Here is a 19610-nt window from a genome sequence, read left to right as displayed (position 1 = left end):
TTTCATTTTGCTGCTAGGCGGGCATTTTGTCAAAGACTTTTTGTAAGCGCTTCATAATTATTTGGCGAGTGGTAAAATAAGTGCATAAAACGCCCCTGTTTTATCCATGGCACATCAAAAATCGGAAATCTATAATGGGGAAGCAGGAAATGAAAACGCATACAGCTGAGCATTCAACATTAAAGGGGAGCGATATGATGAAAAAATCGATGTGGCTGTTAACGGTTATTGCTTTGGTTGCGATTATAGTTGCGGGCTGTGGGGGCGGCAATTCGGGTTCTGGCGGAAATGCATCATCCCCGGAAGGCAGCGCGAACAGCGGCACAGGCAATACGGGAGGGACGAAGCAAAATATTACGCTTACCTACTTGGCCAGCCAAGGCTGGATAAAGGATGCGGAAATGCAGCTCGCCAAAAAATTTGAAGCCGAGACCGGCATTCGAATCGATTATCAAATTGTTCCTTCCGATCAATATTTCAATGTGCTCAAAACAAAGCTGAACGCTGGCGAGGCGACCGACCTGTTTGGCGGGCAAAGCGGCAAAAGCGAAATCAGCCTCAACTATAACGTCGAGAAAAATGCCGTTGATTTGAGCGGGGAAGAATGGGTGAAGCGCGAGGACCCGCTCAGCATTGAGCAGTTGACGCTGAACGGCAAAGTTTACGCCCAGACGATTTGGGATACAGGAAGCAGCTTCGTTATTGCGTACAATAAAAAGATTTTTGAAGAGCATGGCCTCACTATTCCAAAAACGTACGAGGAGTTCAAGGCGCTGTCCCAGAAGCTGCTGGATGCCGGCATTACACCGCTGTATGAGCCGATTGCCGATGGCTGGCATCATGTCCTGTGGTTCGCCGAGCCGGGACCGCGCTACGATGAAGTAACGCCGGGCTTATACGATGATTTGAATGCGAATAAGAAGAAGTTTGTGGACGATCCGACGATGAAGCTGGCTCTTACACAGTTTAAGGAAATGTATGACCTTGGTTTTATGGGCGACAACGCTTTTTCCGATACAGGGGCGGATTCGGCTGTGAAGATGGCGAGCGGCAAATATGCAATGACCCTTGCGGCCCAAAGCATCGTCAACGATATCGAGAAGGCAGACCCTACTGTCAAAGCGGATCAATTCGGTTATTTTGTCATTCCGCTCGCGGACAATCAAATTTATTACATTAATCCAGGCGGCCCAAGCAAATTTATTTATTCCGGTTCGAAGCATATTGAAGAAGCGAAGCAGTACCTCGCATATTTGGCGCAGCCGGATAACTTGCAGTACATGCTTGACAATGATTCGACGATTTCCAATTTGAACTTCCCAGGGCTGAAAGACAAATATAATGAAGAGCAGAAGAAGCTGATGGCGACGTATACGAAAAAAGGTACGGATATTCAGGATTACGTGAACTATGTCAACCCGCAGTGGATGGATATGGGCAAAGATTTGGTTGCGATGCTGGGCAACGCGATACAGCCGGAGGATGTGCTGAAAAGCATCGACAAGCGCCGTGCCGATATGGCGGTTGTGGCGAAAGATCCGGCATGGGCTAAATAGGAGGCGGCTGCCACCGCTATAGACGACAAACGAGTGAGTGGGGATGAATGCTGCATGAGAAATAAAATTTATCCGTTTTACTTTGCTGTGGGCACAGTCGGCGTTTATTTTATCTTTTTCGTCGTACCAGGGCTGATGGGCTTCTATTATTCGCTGACGGATTGGAACAGCTATTCGGATACGATTACCTTCATCGGATTGGACAATTTCAAGACGCTGTTTTCGTCCGGTGAAAATTATGTCAGCTACATTATCAATACGTTGAATTTTACCGCATCGACCGTTATTTTAAAAACGGCTATTGGCCTGCTGTTCGCCCTTATCCTGAATGAAGGCATCAAGCTTAAAGGCTTTCATCGGGTCATGATTTTTATGCCATCGATCGTGCCGATGCTCGTCGTCGGCCTGATCTTTAAGTCGATTTTGAATCCGGCGACGGGGCTGCTGAATGAAGCGCTCAGATGGCTGGGGCTGGATTTTATGGCGCAAAAATGGCTCGTTGACGCCAATTGGGCGTTCAAATCGATTATTGGCGTTGATACGTGGAAGGGCGCTGGCTACATTATGATTATTTTGCTGGCGGGCTTGCAGTCGATATCGCGAAGCTATTATGAAGCAGCTGAAATCGACGGGGCGAACAGCTGGCATAAATTCAAGTATGTGACACTTCCGCTGCTCATGCCGGCGCTTGTCGTGACGACAGTGCTGAACTTGCTGCATGGCCTGAAAGTATTCGAGGCGGTTTACGTTTTGACGAACGGCGGGCCGGGCTATGCAACAGATGTGCTTTATACAGCGATTTTCAAAGAATTTTCGATGGGCCGTTATGGGGTTGGCACCGCGCTGTCCTCGCTGCTCTTTCTATTCATGACGATTGTCGGTTATTTTGTCATCCGCTTGATGGCCAGAGAGGAGGGGCGTGACCAATGACCCCGAAGTTCATTCAAAAGCTGGCGCGCAACGGCATCGCTTGGCTGCTCAGCCTGGTTACTTTTTTACCGCTGTATTTAATCATTGTCAATTCGCTGAAAGATCAGATGGGGGCAAGCTCCATGAGCATTGCGCTGCCGAAGGCGCTGCATTGGAGCAATTACGCCATCGTAGTGGAGCAGGGCAAGCTGCTGCAATCTTTTTTGAACAGCCTGCTGTATGCGGTCGGTTCAACGGTGCTGGGCATCGCGCTCGCTGCAATTGCCGCTTATATTTTTGCCCGCAATCAGTCGCGGTTGAACCGGTTTATGTATTTCTTCGTTATTTTGGGCATTGCGATGCCGATTAATTTTGTGACATTGACGAAGGTGATGCAGTTCACCCATTTGATTAATACGCAGCTTGGCATGGTCATTTTGCTTGCCGTCATGTCGATTCCCTTCAGCGTTTTTCTTATTTATGGCTTCGTTGGCTCGGTGCCAAGAGAGCTGGATGAAGCGGGCATTGTTGATGGCTGCTCGCCGCTGCGCCTGTTTTACTCCATCGTAGCTCCGCTGCTGACGCCCGTTATTGTTACGGTCGGCATCTTGAATTTTATGGGCGCGTGGAATGATTTTGTACTGCCGCTCTATTATTTGAATGACTCGAATATGTGGCCGATGACGCTTGCCGTTTATAATTTCTTCGGTCGTTTTTCGGTGAATTGGAACCTCGTTTCCGCTGATATTGTGCTGACAACTTTGCCGGTCATCATCATCTATTTGCTCGGTCAAAAATATATCATTTCCGGCATGACCTCCGGCTCGGTAAAAGGCTGATATAGGCTGTGCCATGGCTCGGTTGACAGATTGAAAAGGCAAGCAGGCTAAGAGAGGCTGAAGGAGGGGGAGCTATGTTTTTCCATGATCTGAAGCTGGAAAGGGAGCTGAAAATCGAGCACCGCATCGATAGTGTCGTAGAGCATGAGCTGCATATGCATGATTTTCTCGAAATAAATGTGCTGCTGCATAACAAGTCCCGCTTTCAGCTTTTGGATCGGGAATACACGGGTGATGCCGGGGACGTGTTTCTGTTTCGGCCCTATGCCCCGCACTATAATTTGGCGCAGGAGGCAGACAAGCCGATTGAATGGATTATGGTGCTGTTCTCGCCATCCATCGTCCGAATGATTCCAAATGGCTATCGCCTGCTGTACCCGTTCTATACCGAGGGGGCTTGTCCGCTTATTCCGGCCAGTTCTGCCTATGCCAAGGGCATTCAGGCTGCTGCCAAGGCCGCCTATGAGGAGCAGGTGAGGAAGGAGCCGGGCTGGGAGGCCGCCCAATTGATGCGGTTTATCGATATTTTGGTTCATGTGTTTCGCTATGCGGTTGCCTGCTCGGCTGGGGAAGGCGAGCGGGCTGAGGTGGACGAAGGCGTCGTATCGGCGGTGGAGCATATTTTGCGCCACATTACAGAGGACATCGATGTCAGGGATTTAATAGAATTGTATGGCCGGGGGAAAACGTATTTTTATACTCATTTCAAGCAAGCGGTCGGCGTGACGCCTAATCAATTTATTCATCGGCTGCGCCTGCAAATTGCGATGCATCTGCTGAAGACGACGAGCAAGTCGATTACGGACATTGCCTTTGAGTGCGGCTACAATTCCATTCATTATTTCAACAAGCATTTCAAGCAATACAGCGAGGTTTCGCCGCGGGAATTCCGCAGAGTGGCGAAGCAGGCGATGTAGCGGCTAGATAAAAGAAGAAACAGCAAGCAGGGCTTGCGAACAAGGCATATAAGCGGCTAAGGGAGGAGCGTAAGAAGATGGCGAAGGGAACGGAGAACATAGAAGGAATACAAGCAAGCGGGGGTGTGCCTTCACAAACAGAGCTTGACAGCGCACAGCGCGCAAAGTGGTTCACCCATGACCGCTTCGGCATGTACATCCATTGGGGGCTGTATTCGCTTGGCGCGAGGCATGAGTGGATGCGGTCCAGAGAGTTTCTCAGCAATGAGCAATATGAAAAATATTTCAAGCATTTTGATCCGGATTTATATGATCCGGAGCTATGGGCTGAGCTTGCCGCGGAAGCGGGCATGAAATATATGGTCGTCACCGCCAAGCATCATGAAGGTTTCTGCCTGTGGGACTCGAAGCTGACGGCTTATAATGCCGTGAACAGTCCGGCCAAGCGGGATTTGCTGCGGCCGATGCTGGATGCTTTTCGCGAGCGCGATATTCGCACGGGCTTGTATTATTCGCTGCTCGACTGGCATCATCCGCATTATACGGTCGATGTGAAGCATCCGCTGCGCTATAATGAGGCGTTTCTGGCGCAAAGCAAGGAGCGGGATTTTGCCAAATATGTTGAGTTTCTGTTCGGCCAGACGAGGGAGCTGCTCAGCGAATATGGCAACATCGATGTGCTGTTCTACGACTTCTCCATTGCCGCCGAAGCGGGCTTTGAGGGCAAAGGCAAGGAGGCATGGCAAAGCGAGCGGCTAGTCCGCATGATTCGTGAGCTGCAGCCGAATATTATGCTCAATGACCGCCTGCAAATAGCGGGAGATATTACGACGCCGGAGCAATATCAGCCGCGGGAGTGGATTAAAGTGAACGGGCAGCGTGTCGTCTGGGAAGCATGCCATACGTTCAGCGGCTCATGGGGCTATTACCGCGACGAGGAATCGTGGAAAAGCATTGATATGCTCGTGCAAATGATGATTGATACGGTAAGCAAAGGCGGCAATTTGCTGCTGAATGTCGGGCCGACAGGGCGAGGCGAATTCGATGAACGCGCGGTGGAGCGCTTGAAGGGAATTGGCGCCTGGATGCGGCGGCACAACCGTTCCATCTATGGCTGTACGGCAGCGCCGGAGGAATATGCTTGTCCGCAGGATTGCCGTTTTACGTATAACCCATCGACGAATCGGCTGTATTTGCATATTTTCAGCTGGCCGTTCAAGCATTTGCACCTATACGGCTTCTCGGGCAAAATCGCCTATGCCCAGCTGCTCCATGATGCTTCGGAAATCCGGATGGTCCAGGGCGAGCAGGAAATGACGATGGAGGCGGGCGCCTTTAACGAAGGGCGGGCTGCCGATACGCTTACATTGGAGCTGCCAGTGAAAAAACCGAACGTCACCGTTCCGGTCATTGAACTGTTTTTAAAATAATCACTTCGGCCGCTGACAGGATGCCTGCATAGGTAGTCACCGTCAGCGGCCCTTGCAATTCCGCTTTCATACAAAAAGCGCGTACCGATTGAGTATCGGTACGCGCTTTGAAGCCGTTACATGGCCGGACACTGTCTGCTGTGTTCATGTCAAACAGCGCAGCACCATTCCGCTATTTACCCAACTACCGCCTCAATAAATTTTTCAAGTGCGGTCGTATCGGTAATATTGTTGTTGCAGTCATGGCTTTTGGCGCACATGTAGTTACCAACAGCTTTGTAGTAGTCGGGGGATGCGCCTGCAGGCCTTTTTTTCGTTATGGCTGAAAATAAAGCAAGCTCCTCAAACCGATTGCACACAAAGCAATAGTTTTTCTTGTTCGTCGGGTTGTAGCGTCCTTCGACGCCGACGAACTGACCATTTACCGGATAAACGATAAACAGCTTGTTGCTCGCGATATCGATCCAGCTTAAATAAGTGACATAGCGATAGTCGATAGCGGCTAGATCGGGCAGCTTGAGCTTTTTATTTTTCGGAAAAAGCTTCTGGATTTGCTTGGCCGTAATGGTCGGAAACTCCGTTAAATAGCCTTCCAATTCCCGCAAATACTTGGCAAAATCCTCTTTCGTCCGCAGCGTCGAGACGGCTTCAAGCATTTGCTTCTGCTCGGCGGCTGCGTCCGGGAACATTTCCATAATTTTAGATTCGGTCGTATATTTAACGGACTCCAAAATTTTACGGTCGGCAACTGTGCCAAGCGCATGCTGCAAAATGCCGGCTTGTTTTTTAATCACATTATATTGATGGTTTCTAATAAATGGTTTACTCATTTAGGTTCAGCCCCTTATTTGTTTTGATCATGCAGTAAATAAGGTGCAAAGCCAAGTATTAGAAACGACATAAGCGTGGCTAGGCGATAACGTATCCGTTATGAGTGCGCCCATGCAAAGTATCGCTTCCAAAACCAGCTCTGCAGTGGGCTGTGCCAATCCGGCAATCTCTAATTGCCATCCATACCGACCTCCTTTTCATTGAATTACCGTTTATTATAGTCAAAACAGCCCCGCTTCTCAATAGCAAATCCCATTCACAGCATGCTTTCAAGCTGCTTTGCGCTACCCATTAAGCTCGAAATCCAGTGTAAATCCGCCGTGATCCCCTTTGTGAAAATGAACCTCCTTATTCCCGAAGCGCTGAACCCAGCAATCGGGCCGTCCGAGAAACGGGCGGGCGAGCTCCGCCGTTTCGTCGCTGAGAAAGTCAGCCGTCGGCAGCCAAGCGCCGCCGCCGGGGAAGGTGCAGCGCTGCTTCCACGCTTCGGGCAGCAGCCACAACGCGACAAGGACGACCGCGCCTGCGAGCTCGGCGCGCCGCCTCATGGCGCGAAGCGTGCCGGATGACAGCGAGCTTCCGGCCGCAATAATGAGCTTGGCGCCGGCAAGCTGCGGCTCGGCCGCGAATTCATCGTAAACGAGCACATTGTTCAGCGGGAAAAATAATGGATGAACCGCAGCGGTTCCATCCCTGTTTGCAGCGGTTGCGGCTGCTGCTGGTGCTGGTGGAAGCGGCGCACCCTCCCATAGCGGGAATTGCTCTTCAGCGATATCAGCCTTCAAGCGATGGCGCGGGAACGTATAGCCGGGAATGTGCATACAGCTGCCATGTGCCGGAAGGGTGCGGTGGCTGAGAAAATGCCATACGTGAAAAATGCTCTGGCTTTCCTGCGGCATGGCAGCAGCCAAGCTGCCGAAGGGTCGCTCATTTTGGCCATAGTTGCTGTCGTCGGAGTGAATGAAGGCAATGTCGGCACTGGCATCCATGTGGCAGTAGGACAGCGGGTGGTCAGGGACAAATTCCTGCCTGAACTGCTGCCAGACGTCTCCAAACGCAGTTTGCTGAAAGCTGTGTCCGTCGAATCGCATCAGCGCATCAACATTTTCAACAAATAAATGGGTAGGACTCATTAAATAGCCCATTCTGAGTGCGGAGGCGAACTCCTCTGGCGAATGGCCGGGAAAGCCCGGGGTGCGAATCGGCCATTCGCCGGCATCTGGTCCCCATAAATCGGCGCACAGCCACAACGGGCGATGGTATTGTTTGGCTGCACCTAGCGCCGTGGCGAGTTGGAGCGATTGGAACGACTCCTTCATTATTTTGGGGCAAAGGGCCATCCCTCCCCGCGCCTGGGCGTGGAACAGCACGGGAAATACCTGCTCGGAAATGAGCGGCACATTAGAAGTGACAGGTGAGGGGCTTGGCACTTGTACCTTGCTCACAATAGAGCGGACATGGGCATCGCGCTTCGCAACCGCAGCGGTCAAGGCTTCCCGCAAAGGAGCGACTTTTTCCTGCTCCCCGGCTGGGCTGCTCCAATGCGGAAACCAGCCATCCTTGCGATACTGCGCCGCATTGATCTGCAAATGCTCAGGCTCATCGTAGAGCAGCCCAATGAGCAGTCCGCTTGCCGCTGCCAGCCGGATTTGGTCGTCTGGAATATCGTAGCGGTTCGTTCCCTCTTCCCACGGGCCGTTAATGTTGCCATACTCATTGCCGAGGCAAAGCTCCATTCCATAGGCGAGCATGTCAGCGAGCAGCTCCTGCTGGCCCTCAAGGCCGGGAAACACATGATGCACGTAAAAATCGGCCTGCAGCTGCTTAAGCTGCTCCATAAAAGCCTGCCTTCCTGGTGGAGGGTCCTGTGAAGGATAGATTTGTCCTGTTCCCGTGCGCATATAAAGCTCTGAAGCCGTCTGCGCCCAAGGGTCCTGCCAGCCGATGACCGTTCCTTGCATGCCGAATTTCATGAGCCCAATTCTCCTTTACTTGGATGTCGGATTTTTTGCTGGCTCCATTTTAACATGGCGGAGGAAACGCTTTCTTTGCTAAAAAGGCAGGCTGGTTTGCAATCTTGTTCATAAAGCGTGGGGCAGAAGGGTTGGCTCAGGCTAAAGGGAGGCGGCAGGCCGATTTTTGAACAAAATCGCAAATAAACGTCCTTGTCCAGACAAGTAAGCTGCAAGGCGCTTCGCTATACTTGAGAAGAAGCGGGAGCTGCAGCGTACACGCCATCAGCAGCCTTTTACCATTTTACAAAAAGCAAAGGATGCGTGAATGAGATGACTAAACAGCGTTATCGGTTAGGTGTAATTGGGCTTGGGGAAGGACGCAGCATTATGTCGGCGGCGCTGGCGAGCGAGCGGTATGAGCTGGTGGCGGTATGTGATTTAAATGAGGAGCTTTGCCAGCAGCGGGCGGAGGAATTCGGCTTTCATGGCTGGACAACCAAATATAGCGATTTATTGGAAAACCCCTTAATTGACGTCATTGCGATATATACGCCAGACCAGCTGCATTTGACGCATATCCGCCAAGCATTGGAGGCGGGCAAGCATGTCATTTGCACGAAGCCGCTGCTGCCTTCCTTGGAGGGCGCGCAGGAGCTGCTGGCCATCATGAAAGGGACAGACAAGCGTTTATTTGTAGGGCAAAGCTCGCGGTTTTTCGAGCCGATGCTTCATCAGCGCAGCGATTACGAGCAGGAGCGGCATGGCGCACTCCAAATGGTGGAGGCGCAATATATAACCGACGGACGCTGGTTTCTTGAAAAAGATTGGAGCCGTCAAAAAGGCTTTAGCTGGATGTACGGCTTTATGATCCACGCTGTTGACCTCGTTCGCTGGTATTTGCCCGGCGTAACGGAGGTTGTGGGCTTCGGCCGCAGCATAGATGCTAGCGGCGAAAGCGGCAACGGCACCGTCGATACTTGGGACTCAATGCGTTTTCTGCTGCGGGATGGGCAGGGACGAATGGCGCAAATTTCCGGCAATTATACAATGCCGACTCTAGGGCAGGCGGTCGAGCCATCTATAAGCTGCGTGCTGCGCGGTACGAATGGCATTTCGCGTGCGGAATATCCGAACTTAAGCTACCATACGCATTTTGCTGAGCAAGGCACAGCCTCTTATTCGTTTGAAGACAAGCATGACTACTACTTCCGCTTTGAAGGCAAAAGCCATCATGCAGGCGAGTACCAAAACTATATTGAATATTTTGCGGATTGTTTAGACAGCGGCGAGCTTCCGCTTCCAGACGCTTCAGAGGCGATACACACGCTTGCCCTGATGGCAGCAATGGAACGCAGCGCAAGCGGCGGCGGCCAGCTTGTACGCATTCAGGATATAAAGGATGAATTCGGTATTGTTTAGCAAGCTTTCAGGCTTCATATTGCAGAAAAGCAGAAAAGCAGAAAAGCAGAAAATCATAAAAGCATAAAAGCAGGCAGAGGCAGAGGCTTGGAAGAAATCTAAAAAACAGCATGGGGAGGGGAGCAGCATGAAGCTGACGTATGACAAGCCGGCAAGCATTTGGACGGAGGCGCTTCCCGTCGGAAACGGGCGGCTTGGCGGGATGGTTTTTGGCGGCGTTGATGCGGAGCGCATTCAGCTGAATGAGGATACGCTTTGGTCGGGAAGTCCGCAGGATTGGAATAATCCGTTAGCGTTGGGGGCTTGGGCGGACATGCGCCGCTGCATTAAAGAGGGCGATTACGAGGAGGCTGAGCGAATAAGCAAAGCTTCGACGATGGGGCCTTATACGCAAAGCTATATGCCGCTAGGCGATGTTCAGCTCCGCTTTTATCACGGGCAATTGACGGAAGAATATAGGCGCGAGCTGGATATGGCAAACGGCATCGCGAGAACGATATATCGAATTGGCAAGGTTGTTTATACACGGGAAGTATTCGCTTCGCATCCCGATCAGGTAATCGTCATCCACCTGACCGCAAGCGAGCCCGGGAAGCTGAGCTTCAAGGCAAGTCTCAGCAGTCCGCTGCGCAGCCGCACCGCTCCTGTACGTGACGGTTTGCTGCTTACCGGTTATTGTCCGGAGCAGGTTTATCCGAATTATTATGAGACGGATGAGCCGATTAGATACGGGCAGCCGGATACGACGAAGGCTATGCGTTTTGCGGCGCTCCTAGGCATTAGAGCCGCTGGGGGCTCGTGGTCGGCGGATGCGGATGGGCTTCATGTGGAAGGGGCGACAACGGCGACGCTGTATGTCTCAGCCGCAACGAGCTTTAATGGCTATGACCGCTGCCCAGGGACAGAGGGCAAAGATGCTGAGCTGACGGCGGGCGCCTATTTGACAGCGGCTGCGGAGAAGCCATTCGAAACGCTGCTTCGTGCGCATGGTGACGATCACCGAGCATTATTTGGCAGAGTTGCTTTTCAGCTAGAAGGCTCCAGCTTGCCCGAACACTTTCCGACGGATCAAAGAATCGCCGAATATGGCGCAACTGACCCCCATCTCGTAGAGCTGCTGTTTCATTACGGACGTTATTTAATGATCGCAAGCTCCAGATCAGGCACGCAGCCGACGAATTTGCAAGGCATATGGAATCAGGATGCCCGGCCGATCTGGAGCAGCAATTATACGCTCAATATTAATACGCAAATGAATTATTGGCCTGCGGAGCTGTGCCATTTGGCCGAATGCCATGAGCCGCTGCTTGACTTTATTGCCGATTTGTCCGTAACGGGGCAGGCAACCGCAGCGGTTAATTATGGCTCCCGGGGCTGGACCGCCCATCATAATTCGGATATATGGCGGCAATCCGCGCCTCCAGGCGATTACGGGCATGGCAATCCGCTATGGGCGAACTGGCCGATGAGTGCCGCTTGGCTCTGCCAGCATTTATGGGAGCATTATCGCTTTGGCGGGGATATCGGCTACTTAGCGCAGCGAGCTTACCCCGTTATGAAGGGCGCGGCCCAGTTTTATTTGGATTGGCTGGTCGAAAACGAGCAGGGCATGCTCGTCACTTCCCCCTCCACCTCGCCGGAGCACCGCTTCCGGCTGGAGGACGGACGAACGCCAGCACTGAGTGTTGCTTCAACGATGGATATGAGCCTCATTCGCGAGCTGTTTGAGCATTGTTTGGCGGCCCATGAGCAAATTTGTGCTTCTGCGGCAGTCGAAAGGGCAAGCTGCTTTGAATCGGAATCGGAATCGGAACAGGGACAGGAACAGGAACAGGAACAGGAACAGGAACGGAAACGGGAATGGGAACCGGATGTGGAATCGGAATATGAATCCGTAGAGGAAGGGCACTTTTTGCAGCAATTAGAAGCTGCTCTGCCTAAGCTGCTCCCGGCAAGCATTGGCAAGCATGGCCAACTGCAAGAGTGGTCCCAAGACTACGAGGACGAGGATCGTTTCCATCGTCACGTATCGCATCTATATGCGGTCTATCCGGGTGATGGCTGGTCAGCGGAAAGTACGCCGGAGCTTTATGAAGCCGCCCGCATCGCCTTGGATCGGCGGGGCGACGGGGGAACAGGCTGGAGCCTCGGCTGGAAGGTCAATCTATGGGCAAGGTTCGGAGATGGCAATCGGGCGTATGCGTTAATTAAGCGGATGCTTACGCTTATCCCGGATGATGGGGTGATGGATTTTGAGCGGGGCGGCGTGTATGCGAATTTGTTCGATGCGCATCCGCCCTTTCAGATTGACGGCAACTTTGGCGTAACAGCTGGAATGGCCGAACTGCTCGTGCAGTCGCATGCGGGCAGGCTGCAGTTGCTGCCAGCACTGCCGGACGCTTGGCCAACTGGCAGCGTCAGCGGCCTCCGCGCCCGCGGCGGCTTCGAGGTCGCCATCGCCTGGCGTGATGGCAAGCTGCAAGCGGCAGAGCTGCTTGCCCACCGCAGCGGCCCATGTGTGCTGTATGCAGGTACAGCGCTGCGGATAGAGCCGCACGGGAAAGAAATGGCGCTGGTGGTGGAGGAGAAAACGCCACTGCATTATTATTTTCAGGCTGAGCAGGGGAATGTGTATCATATTCATCTAAAATAAATGGATACTCCTTCCTTTTTTTGAAGGACACAGATTCCGCTAATCTGGCTTTTGCTCCGATTTCAGACCGTACGCGGACAGGAAAGCCGCTATTGCCCTCATTATCCCGTCCAAATGACTATTGGCACTACATTAGCGGCTCCTGGGTCCGCAGACTATGCCGAAACCCGTGATCCGGTTGAAATAGCGGCTGCTGTGTCCACCAAGTCTATCATTGTGCAGGGATCAAACCCCTGAAACGAAGCGATTGAAGCTGCTTTTCGGTACGTAGGCCCATATTCAAGAGAGGTGGCAGAGTGAAATGTTCGGAAGTAGCGGGAATCTGTTGGCACTGGCTTTTTTAAAGCTGGCGCGCTTACGTTTGCATACATGCACTAGCACAAATGCACTAGCAAAGACGTACGCAGCGGACCGCTGTGTGCGTCTTTTTTTATAGAAAAACAAGATATAAGCTATAGGAACAGCCAATCCTATCTATTTTCCAGTAGCTGTGCAGGGACAGAATATATTCATACATAAAATTGAATTTTTATTCTTAAATTCGTATTATAATTCATATATTCAGAGAAGCCAGCTTTTTTCGAGCGGCAAAGATCAAAAGCATTTTATGACAGGAGATATACAATGAAAGTAAGCAAAAATACAGCTGAGCATTATAGTTGGGGAGACCGTTGTGATGGCTGGCATTTAGTTAAAAACCAAGATTTAAGCATTATTCATGAACGAATGCCGGCAAATACTTCGGAAGTAAAGCATTATCATCAAACTGCTCGGCAATTTTTCTTCGTTTTATCAGGTACAGCTACTATGGAAATAGGCGATAAAGTTGTCATTATAAATGGGCAAGAGGGAATGGAGGTTTCCCCTCATATTCCGCATCGAATGTCCAATCAGAGCAATGCTGAAATTGAATTTCTCGTCATTTCTCAGCCGAATAGCAAAGGCGATAAGATTATAGCCGATTAATCCAATGTGAAACCCCAGCTTGTTCGGGTTGTCCGCGACTGGCTATAATTGAAGCTTGCATATGCAAGGGGCCATACTCTCATTAAAGGAACCAACTGGCGCAATAAAAAGCGAATATGCTATGATCGATAGGAATAGGGAAGAAGGTTGTGAGCATATGGATTTATTTTCTTATCAGGAAGCGGAGACGCCGCGGGCGAGGCTGCTAGCCGACCGGATGCGGCCGCAGACGCTGGATGAATATATTGGGCAAGAGCATATCATTGGAGAGGACAAGCTGCTGCGCCGGGCGATTGAAGGGGATCAGGTATCGTCCATTTTGCTGTACGGCCCGCCGGGCTGCGGCAAGACGACGCTGGCCAACATTATTTCCAAGCGGACAGCGGGCGAGTTCGTCAAGCTGAACGCCGTTGACGCTTCGGTGAAGGATGTGCGCGAAGTCATTGAGCAAGCCCGTCTGAGCAAGACGATGTATGGCAAAAAAACCATTTTGTTCCTCGACGAGGTGCATCGCTTCAACACCGCAAGACAAGATGCGCTGCTGCCAGCGGTTGAGCAGGGGATTATTATTTTTATTGGCGCGACGACGGAAAATCCGTTCCATCATGTAAATGGGGCGCTTCTGTCGCGCTCGACGCTGTTTCAATTGGAGCCGCTCGGTCCGCAGCATGCGCTGGAGTCGATGAAGCGGGCGCTGGCCGATAAGGGACGCGGGCTGGGCTTTATGGAGCTGCACTGCGACGAGGAGGCGCTGGCGCATATTGCGAATATGGCAGGCGGCGACATTCGCCGCGCCTTGAACGCGCTGGAGCTGGCCGCGGTGACGACGCCATCTGAGCCGGACGGCTCGGTACATATTACGCTGGAGGTTGCGCAGGAATCGATTCGCAATCGCGCGGTCAAAGCCGATCAATCGACGCAATACGATGTGCTGTCTGCGTTTCATAAAAGCGTTCGCGGCTCCAGCGATGCGGCGCTGTTCTGGTTTTTGTACGCGGTGGAGAGGCTTGGCATGGACCCGATGACGTTTATCCGCCGGCTGATCGTCGCTTGCAGCGAGGACATTGGACTTGCGAATCCGCAAGCGATGGTGCAGGCGGTAACGGCGATGGACGCCTATCACAAGATCGGCTGGCCGGAGGCGAAATACAATGTGTCGCAAGCGATTTTGTTCGCGGTAGAAAGCCCGAAATCAAATGCGACGGCGCTGGCCATCGGCAAGGCGATGACGATGATGGAGGGGCTTGGCGCAGCCGAGGTGCCGCTGCATTTGCGCGATACGCACTATAAGGGCTCGGCGCAGCTTGGCCACGAAGGCTACAAGTACCCGCATGATTATCCGGGGCATTATGTGCAGCAGCAATATTTGCCGGACAAGCTGCGGGAAATGAGCTTTTATCAGGCAACCGAGCAGGGCATGGAGGATAAAATCCGGCAAAACCAAGAGCTGCGGAAACGTCCGAAGGGGAAGAAATAGCCGCTTGAGGGACAGAATGGCAACCTTCTAATGCCAGCCAATGAGGTCTACACTTTACGCGGGTGCGACCAAGACGAAACGGCAGAAACCTTTTTCTGGGCCGCCGACCCGGATCCCGCAAAATAACACCAAACTAAGGAGCTGTATAAACCTATGAAGCTGTTAACATTCACGGAGCAAGGTGCAGAGCGTTTGGGAGTAAAGACGGAGCAAGGCATTCTCGATGTGGCGGCAGCCAGCGTAGCTTGTAAAGGCAGTGCATCCGTACCTCAAAATATTCATCAGGTCATTGAAGGCGGGGCGGAGGCCGTTGAAGCCCTTCACCGTCTGGAAGGCGAAGCGATAAGCCGCGCAGCGGAGCTTGGCCCGGTATTTCTCGATGAAGCGGAGCTCACGTTTGCCCCTGCTGTGACAAGCCCTGGCAAAATCCTTTGCATCGGCCTCAATTACCGCAAGCATGCGGAGGAGTCCAATGCGGCCATTCCCGAGGTGCCGATTTTGTTCAGCAAATTCAACAATACGCTCGCTGCCCATGGAGAAGCAGTGCCGCTTCCTATTGCCTCCGAGAAGGTGGATTATGAGGCGGAGCTAGCGATTGTCATTGGCAAAGAAGCGAAGCATGTGACGGAGGAGGAAGCGCTCAGCTACGTATTCGGCTACTGCGCTGCCAATGATTTGTCGGCTCGCGATTTGCAAATGCGGACAGGCCAGTGGCTGCTGGGCAAAACGTGCGACAAATTTGCGCCGCTCGGCCCTTATCTCGTAACAGCGGACGAGGTCGGAAATCCGAATGAGCTGGACATGAAATGTATCGTAAACGGCGAGGTGCGCCAGCATTCGAACACGAGCGATATGATTTTCAGCTGCAAGGAAATCGTCAGCTATGTTTCGCGCCATATGACGCTGTTGCCGGGCGATGTCATCTTGACGGGTACGCCTGAAGGCGTCATGCTCGGTTATCCGGAGGACAAGCAAAGCTTCCTCAAGGCAGGGGACCGCGTTACAATCGAAATTGAAAAGCTCGGCAGCTTGACGAATCTTATGATTCGGGAACAATAATGAATGCAATAAAAAAGCAAGGAAGCCTAGGCTAATGCCGCCAGCGTCCTTGCTTTTTTTGCTATAAAAATGATAAGTGCTTCTCCAATCCATTGCTTCAGGCAATGGCAAACATGAGTGCGCCGTAGCCAAAGGCAGCAGCCAGCAGCCCCATCGCAAAAGCAGGCATCAGCTGTTCGCTGCGGTACATCCGGAAAAAACCGACAATCATCACAACAGCTGATGCAAGCAGCAGCCAGCTATCTAGCCCAAGTGAAAAATGAAGCGTAATATCAGGGCTAAAGCTGCCTTTATAAATCGTTGTGAACAGAGAAGAAGGTGCTGTTGTTTGCAGCGTTTCCTTCACCTCATGCGGCGGAGCCTGTTGGCCTAGCACGCTTGTGGCGATAAAAATCAGCAATGCGACGATGCTTTCTGCCTTAATCCAAGGGAGCGGGCGGAAAGCGGCGTTATGCTTAAGCTTGTTTTTGTAGCCAAAGCCGTTCGAATACGCGAGCAGCAGCAGCGGCAGCAGCAATAGGTGCTTGATTAACAACATCTGCCCATACGGCAGCATCCAGGCGTTTACGTATTCGGGCGTCGTAAAGGTCATTAATGCAATGCCCGCTGAAATGGCTACGAAAAAACAGCCGAAGGCGAGCGTTGAGAACCAGGATAAAAACGGCTCCCAATGGCTTTCATCTTTCGAAAACAAGCTTATCGTAATGACAATGCCGAGCCAAATCGTGACGGCTATAAAATGGGCGCTGTGAATGACGATCCCTTTCAGCCCATACAGCGATGAGGCGTGGCTGGCATAACCGAGCCATACGGCAAGCAGCAACGTTATGAACAGCCCAACCTTCGGCATATGTCGGTCCTGCCGGAAGGACTTCATTCCGAGCAGGACCGACAGGCCGAGGGAGCTAAGCAGGGTCCAGATTAAGGCTTTGCCTGCTACGGCATCAAGCAGCAGGCTTTTCATCATTTGCCCATAGCTGAGTTCAAAATCTGCTGCGAAAGTGCGTGCCGTTTGATCAAGCGGGACAAACGAAAGCACAGGAATAGCAAGCGCGCAGGCAAGCAGCAAGCGATTAGGGACAATAACCTGCGGACGCTTGCCCTCCGGCACGAGACGCAAAGTAAATGCGCCCATTAACAACGCAAAGCATACATATAGAAGCGTCTCGCTCAAATAAATCATTTTTTACGTCTTCTCGCAGCGGCAGCGATCACGGCAATGAGGAGAATGACGACGACAATGATGATTACGCTCGTTGTGGAGCTGCTAGCTTTTCCCTCCGTTTGGGTGGCGGCGTCTGTTGCCGGCACAGCGCTTGCCGCAGGACTTGCCGTTTCAAGGGCAGGTGACTCGGTAGCCGCTGCATCAGGCGTTGACGAGCTTTCAGGGGAAGGGGATGCCGATGCAGGCTGCTCGCTTGCAGCAGCTTCCGGCGCATTGACAGTGAAGCTGTAGTCGCCCTCAATCGCGTGGCCATCAGCGCCGATAATCGCCCATTTTACCGTGTATATCCCATTCTCCAGCGCCGTTGGAACGGCACCGCTCATCGTTTTTCCATCTACAACGACTTCATCGGTTGCAATTTGCTCGCCGGCCGCGTTCAAGAGCTTGAATGTGCTGAGCTTCTCAATATCGGTATTGAAGGAAAGCGAAATTTGAGCAGGTGATGCGGTTACCGTCTCGTCTACGGCAGGTGAAGCTTGCTCGATTTTGGAATGGGCGAAAGCTGCACCCGGAATTAGCCAAATAACAGCCAGCATAATTAGAATGATTCGTTTCATGTTGTTCCTCCTTGTAAGCCAAAGCTTAATATGTTGTAGCAAGCTGTTAGCATTATATCAGATATAGGGGGGTGACATACGGCCTACCTTGCCGCAAATTATAGGCGACTTTATGAACTTTTGCAAAAAAACGCTAGGTCTATGCTGAATAATGTACGGACTACGACGAATACACATAATTACCGTCACTGAAAACGGCGAGAGATGGACGAGGGGGTGCGCCTACCGTCACCGGAGTATTTTCTGGGGCAGGGCAGGCGAAGCCGCATTGGGTGAAACGATTCAGGTTGTGCTGTTTGCAGGGTTATTGCTGGCTAACGGTTTTTTCGCCGCGGCGGAGGCAGCTATGCTGCGTTTACGTTCCGATCAGCTGCACAAGCTGCATGCCGGGCGCCGTTTATCAAGAAGAGCTGCTGTTTCTGCCGCCATGCTGCGCGAGCCTCGTATTTATTTAAACGCCTGCCAGCTTGGCCTAACCATCGCATCGCTTGGAATGGGCTGGCTGGGTATTCCTGCATTCCGCCTGCTCTTTGGTTCATGGCTTGCTGGAGTGAATGGGCGAGTCCCAATCGCTCCAGCCGTAGTGGAAGCGGGCGCTGTAGCAGCCGCTTTGCTGCTGGCTGCTGTGCTGCACAGCGTCTGCGGCGGACTCGTTCCGAAGGCGCTGGCAGGACTTCGCGCAGAGCAGGTCGTTGCGGCTGCAGCCGCACCTTTATTTTATTTTCATAAAATGGTGTATCCGATGGCGCGGCTGCTGGACGTATTGTCCAGTTGGCTAGTTAAGGATGGCGATGTCCGGATGGGAGTCGGCTCCGTCCATGCGTACTCCAGTCAGGACATTCGGCTGCTGCTCAAGGAAAGCAAGCGTTGCGGACTCATTCATCATACGGAGCTGCTGCTTGTTGATAATATTTTCAAATTTACAGAAACGCATGCGAGAGAAATTATGATTCCCCGCCGGGAGGTCATCTGCTTGTATGCCCAGCTATCGCTTGAGGAAAATAAACAGATGGCGCTTGCCGAAATGCACACGCGGTATCCCGTCTGTGAAAGCGACAAGGACGATATTATCGGCTTTGTCCATATTAAAGATTTATGGAAGGATGCGCAGCATACGCTGACCGACATCCGTCAGATTTTACGCCCGATTATGACGGTGCCGGAGTCGATATTCATTCGGGAGCTGCTGGGCCAAATGCAGGAGAGCAAATCGCAAATTGCGATTTTAATAGATGAATATGGCGGGACTTCAGGCATCGTGACGCTGGAAGACATTATGGAGGAAATCGTCGGTGAAATTCAGGATGAGTTTGACGAGGAGCGGGCGATGATTGAGCCGCTTGGCGAAGGGAGCCACTCGATTAGCGGAATGATGCAAATTGAGGAGGTAAACAGCTGCCTCGGGACGAATATTAGCTTTGACAACTTTGATACGATTGGCGGCTGGATGTATTCCCAGTTGGAAAACCTGCCCCGCAAAGGCAACCGTGTAAAAGTAGCCGACCATTTCGAGCTCGTCATCGAGGAGACGGATCATTACCGCATTTCCCGTATTCGCGTGAGCCGGCTCGCTGCTTCCCCTTCAGACAAGGAAAATGAGGGGGTAATGGGTGGCACTGGAAACGTTGATGGCAAAGGAAAGGGAACAGGGACAGGAACTGGAACCTAAGGGCGCTGTACGTATAAAAAAAAGGAACCTCCTCCTCTAAAATGTACCCCTTGTAAAGGACAATTAAAAAAAGGTTAGGCCACTTCAAGCTGCTGTCTGTATCGTGCAGGCGGCAGCTTATTTAAGTTCCATTGACCTCGATAATGAT

The 19610-nt window shown here is 52.0% G+C and carries 15 protein-coding genes; 11 read left to right on the top strand and 4 right to left on the bottom strand.

The window, feature by feature from the left end; all coding sequences use genetic code 11:
- Nucleotides 1-149 precede the first annotated feature (149 nt).
- From AC50Y5_RS31985 to AC50Y5_RS31965, 5 genes are all read left to right on the top strand, one after another.
- A complete protein-coding gene (locus tag AC50Y5_RS31985; protein ID WP_494865612.1) occupies nt 150-1556 on the top strand; it encodes an ABC transporter substrate-binding protein in 1407 nt (468 codons plus the stop codon).
- A 54-nt stretch (nt 1557-1610) separates the two neighbouring features.
- Complete coding sequence (locus tag AC50Y5_RS31980) at nt 1611-2486, top strand: carbohydrate ABC transporter permease (protein WP_056039999.1); 876 nt, start codon at nt 1611-1613, stop codon at nt 2484-2486.
- Nucleotides 2483-3304: a carbohydrate ABC transporter permease gene (locus AC50Y5_RS31975; protein ID WP_056040001.1), complete on the top strand. Its 822-nt coding sequence runs from the start codon at nt 2483-2485 to the stop codon at nt 3302-3304. Before AC50Y5_RS31980 ends, AC50Y5_RS31975 begins: the two co-directional genes overlap by 4 nt.
- Nucleotides 3305-3378: 74 nt before the next feature.
- Nucleotides 3379-4221 carry an AraC family transcriptional regulator gene (locus AC50Y5_RS31970; RefSeq protein WP_494865609.1) on the top strand — a complete coding sequence of 281 codons (843 nt, stop codon included), beginning with the start codon at nt 3379-3381 and terminating at the stop codon, nt 4219-4221.
- A gap of 77 nt (nt 4222-4298) precedes the next feature.
- On the top strand, nt 4299-5651 hold the full coding sequence (locus AC50Y5_RS31965) for an alpha-L-fucosidase (protein ID WP_494865606.1): 1353 nt from the start codon (nt 4299-4301) through the stop codon (nt 5649-5651).
- A 176-nt stretch (nt 5652-5827) separates the two neighbouring features.
- On the opposite strand, the gene AC50Y5_RS31960 is transcribed toward AC50Y5_RS31965, so the two are convergent.
- Entirely contained in the window at nt 5828-6481 is a 654-nt protein-coding gene (locus tag AC50Y5_RS31960) for a FusB/FusC family EF-G-binding protein (RefSeq protein ID WP_494865603.1), read from the bottom strand.
- A gap of 285 nt (nt 6482-6766) precedes the next feature.
- The gene (locus tag AC50Y5_RS31955; protein WP_494865601.1) at nt 6767-8455 is read right to left on the bottom strand and encodes a hypothetical protein; all 1689 of its coding nucleotides are present in this window, start codon (nt 8453-8455) and stop codon (nt 6767-6769) included.
- 312 nt (nt 8456-8767) lie between these two features.
- On the opposite strand from AC50Y5_RS31955, the gene AC50Y5_RS31950 reads away from it, so the two are divergent.
- The 5 genes from AC50Y5_RS31950 (at nt 8768) to AC50Y5_RS31930 (ending at nt 16011) form a co-directional block, all read left to right on the top strand.
- Complete coding sequence (locus tag AC50Y5_RS31950; RefSeq protein ID WP_494865599.1) at nt 8768-9856, top strand: Gfo/Idh/MocA family protein; 1089 nt, start codon at nt 8768-8770, stop codon at nt 9854-9856.
- Nucleotides 9857-9983: 127 nt separating this feature from the next.
- Nucleotides 9984-12509, top strand: a complete 2526-nt coding sequence (locus AC50Y5_RS31945) for a glycoside hydrolase family 95 protein (protein ID WP_494865597.1) — start codon at nt 9984-9986, stop codon at nt 12507-12509.
- A gap of 624 nt (nt 12510-13133) precedes the next feature.
- Nucleotides 13134-13475, top strand: a complete 342-nt coding sequence (locus AC50Y5_RS31940; RefSeq protein WP_056040011.1) for a cupin domain-containing protein — start codon at nt 13134-13136, stop codon at nt 13473-13475.
- Nucleotides 13476-13632: 157 nt separating this feature from the next.
- Entirely contained in the window at nt 13633-14952 is a 1320-nt protein-coding gene (locus AC50Y5_RS31935; protein ID WP_494865595.1) for a replication-associated recombination protein A, read from the top strand.
- A gap of 153 nt (nt 14953-15105) precedes the next feature.
- Nucleotides 15106-16011, top strand: coding sequence for a fumarylacetoacetate hydrolase family protein (locus AC50Y5_RS31930; RefSeq protein WP_494865594.1), 906 nt, complete (start codon nt 15106-15108; stop codon nt 16009-16011).
- A 97-nt stretch (nt 16012-16108) separates the two neighbouring features.
- Here AC50Y5_RS31930 and AC50Y5_RS31925 read toward each other — a convergent pair whose 3' ends face one another.
- On the bottom strand, nt 16109-17194 hold the full coding sequence (locus tag AC50Y5_RS31925) for a copper resistance D family protein (RefSeq protein ID WP_494865592.1): 1086 nt from the start codon (nt 17192-17194) through the stop codon (nt 16109-16111).
- Nucleotides 17191-17793, bottom strand: a complete 603-nt coding sequence (locus tag AC50Y5_RS31920) for a copper resistance CopC family protein (RefSeq protein ID WP_494865590.1) — start codon at nt 17791-17793, stop codon at nt 17191-17193. The genes AC50Y5_RS31925 and AC50Y5_RS31920 overlap by 4 nt, the downstream gene beginning before the upstream one ends.
- A gap of 268 nt (nt 17794-18061) precedes the next feature.
- Between AC50Y5_RS31920 and AC50Y5_RS31915 the strand changes: the two genes are divergently transcribed.
- Nucleotides 18062-19462, top strand: coding sequence for a hemolysin family protein (locus tag AC50Y5_RS31915; RefSeq protein WP_494865588.1), 1401 nt, complete (start codon nt 18062-18064; stop codon nt 19460-19462).
- The last annotated feature ends 148 nt before the right edge of the window (nt 19463-19610 follow it).

This window comes from Paenibacillus sp. JT22N7, from assembly GCF_059383875.1.
This window is presented reverse-complemented; position numbering and strand designations above follow the sequence as displayed.

Excerpts from the sequence above, each read along its gene's own strand:
- AC50Y5_RS31985 (WP_494865612.1), top strand. The coding sequence starts at position 150 with ATGAAAACGCATACAGCTGAGCATTCAACATTAAAGGGGAGCGATATG.
- AC50Y5_RS31980 (WP_056039999.1), top strand. The coding sequence starts at position 1,611 with ATGAGAAATAAAATTTATCCGTTTTACTTTGCTGTGGGCACAGTCGGC.
- AC50Y5_RS31975 (WP_056040001.1), top strand. The coding sequence starts at position 2,483 with ATGACCCCGAAGTTCATTCAAAAGCTGGCGCGCAACGGCATCGCTTGG.
- AC50Y5_RS31970 (WP_494865609.1), top strand. The coding sequence starts at position 3,379 with ATGTTTTTCCATGATCTGAAGCTGGAAAGGGAGCTGAAAATCGAGCAC.
- AC50Y5_RS31965 (WP_494865606.1), top strand. The coding sequence starts at position 4,299 with ATGGCGAAGGGAACGGAGAACATAGAAGGAATACAAGCAAGCGGGGGT.
- AC50Y5_RS31960 (WP_494865603.1), bottom strand. The coding sequence starts at position 6,481 with ATGAGTAAACCATTTATTAGAAACCATCAATATAATGTGATTAAAAAA.
- AC50Y5_RS31955 (WP_494865601.1), bottom strand. The coding sequence starts at position 8,455 with ATGAAATTCGGCATGCAAGGAACGGTCATCGGCTGGCAGGACCCTTGG.
- AC50Y5_RS31950 (WP_494865599.1), top strand. The coding sequence starts at position 8,768 with ATGACTAAACAGCGTTATCGGTTAGGTGTAATTGGGCTTGGGGAAGGA.
- AC50Y5_RS31945 (WP_494865597.1), top strand. The coding sequence starts at position 9,984 with ATGAAGCTGACGTATGACAAGCCGGCAAGCATTTGGACGGAGGCGCTT.
- AC50Y5_RS31940 (WP_056040011.1), top strand. The coding sequence starts at position 13,134 with ATGAAAGTAAGCAAAAATACAGCTGAGCATTATAGTTGGGGAGACCGT.
- AC50Y5_RS31935 (WP_494865595.1), top strand. The coding sequence starts at position 13,633 with ATGGATTTATTTTCTTATCAGGAAGCGGAGACGCCGCGGGCGAGGCTG.
- AC50Y5_RS31930 (WP_494865594.1), top strand. The coding sequence starts at position 15,106 with ATGAAGCTGTTAACATTCACGGAGCAAGGTGCAGAGCGTTTGGGAGTA.
- AC50Y5_RS31925 (WP_494865592.1), bottom strand. The coding sequence starts at position 17,194 with ATGATTTATTTGAGCGAGACGCTTCTATATGTATGCTTTGCGTTGTTA.
- AC50Y5_RS31920 (WP_494865590.1), bottom strand. The coding sequence starts at position 17,793 with ATGAAACGAATCATTCTAATTATGCTGGCTGTTATTTGGCTAATTCCG.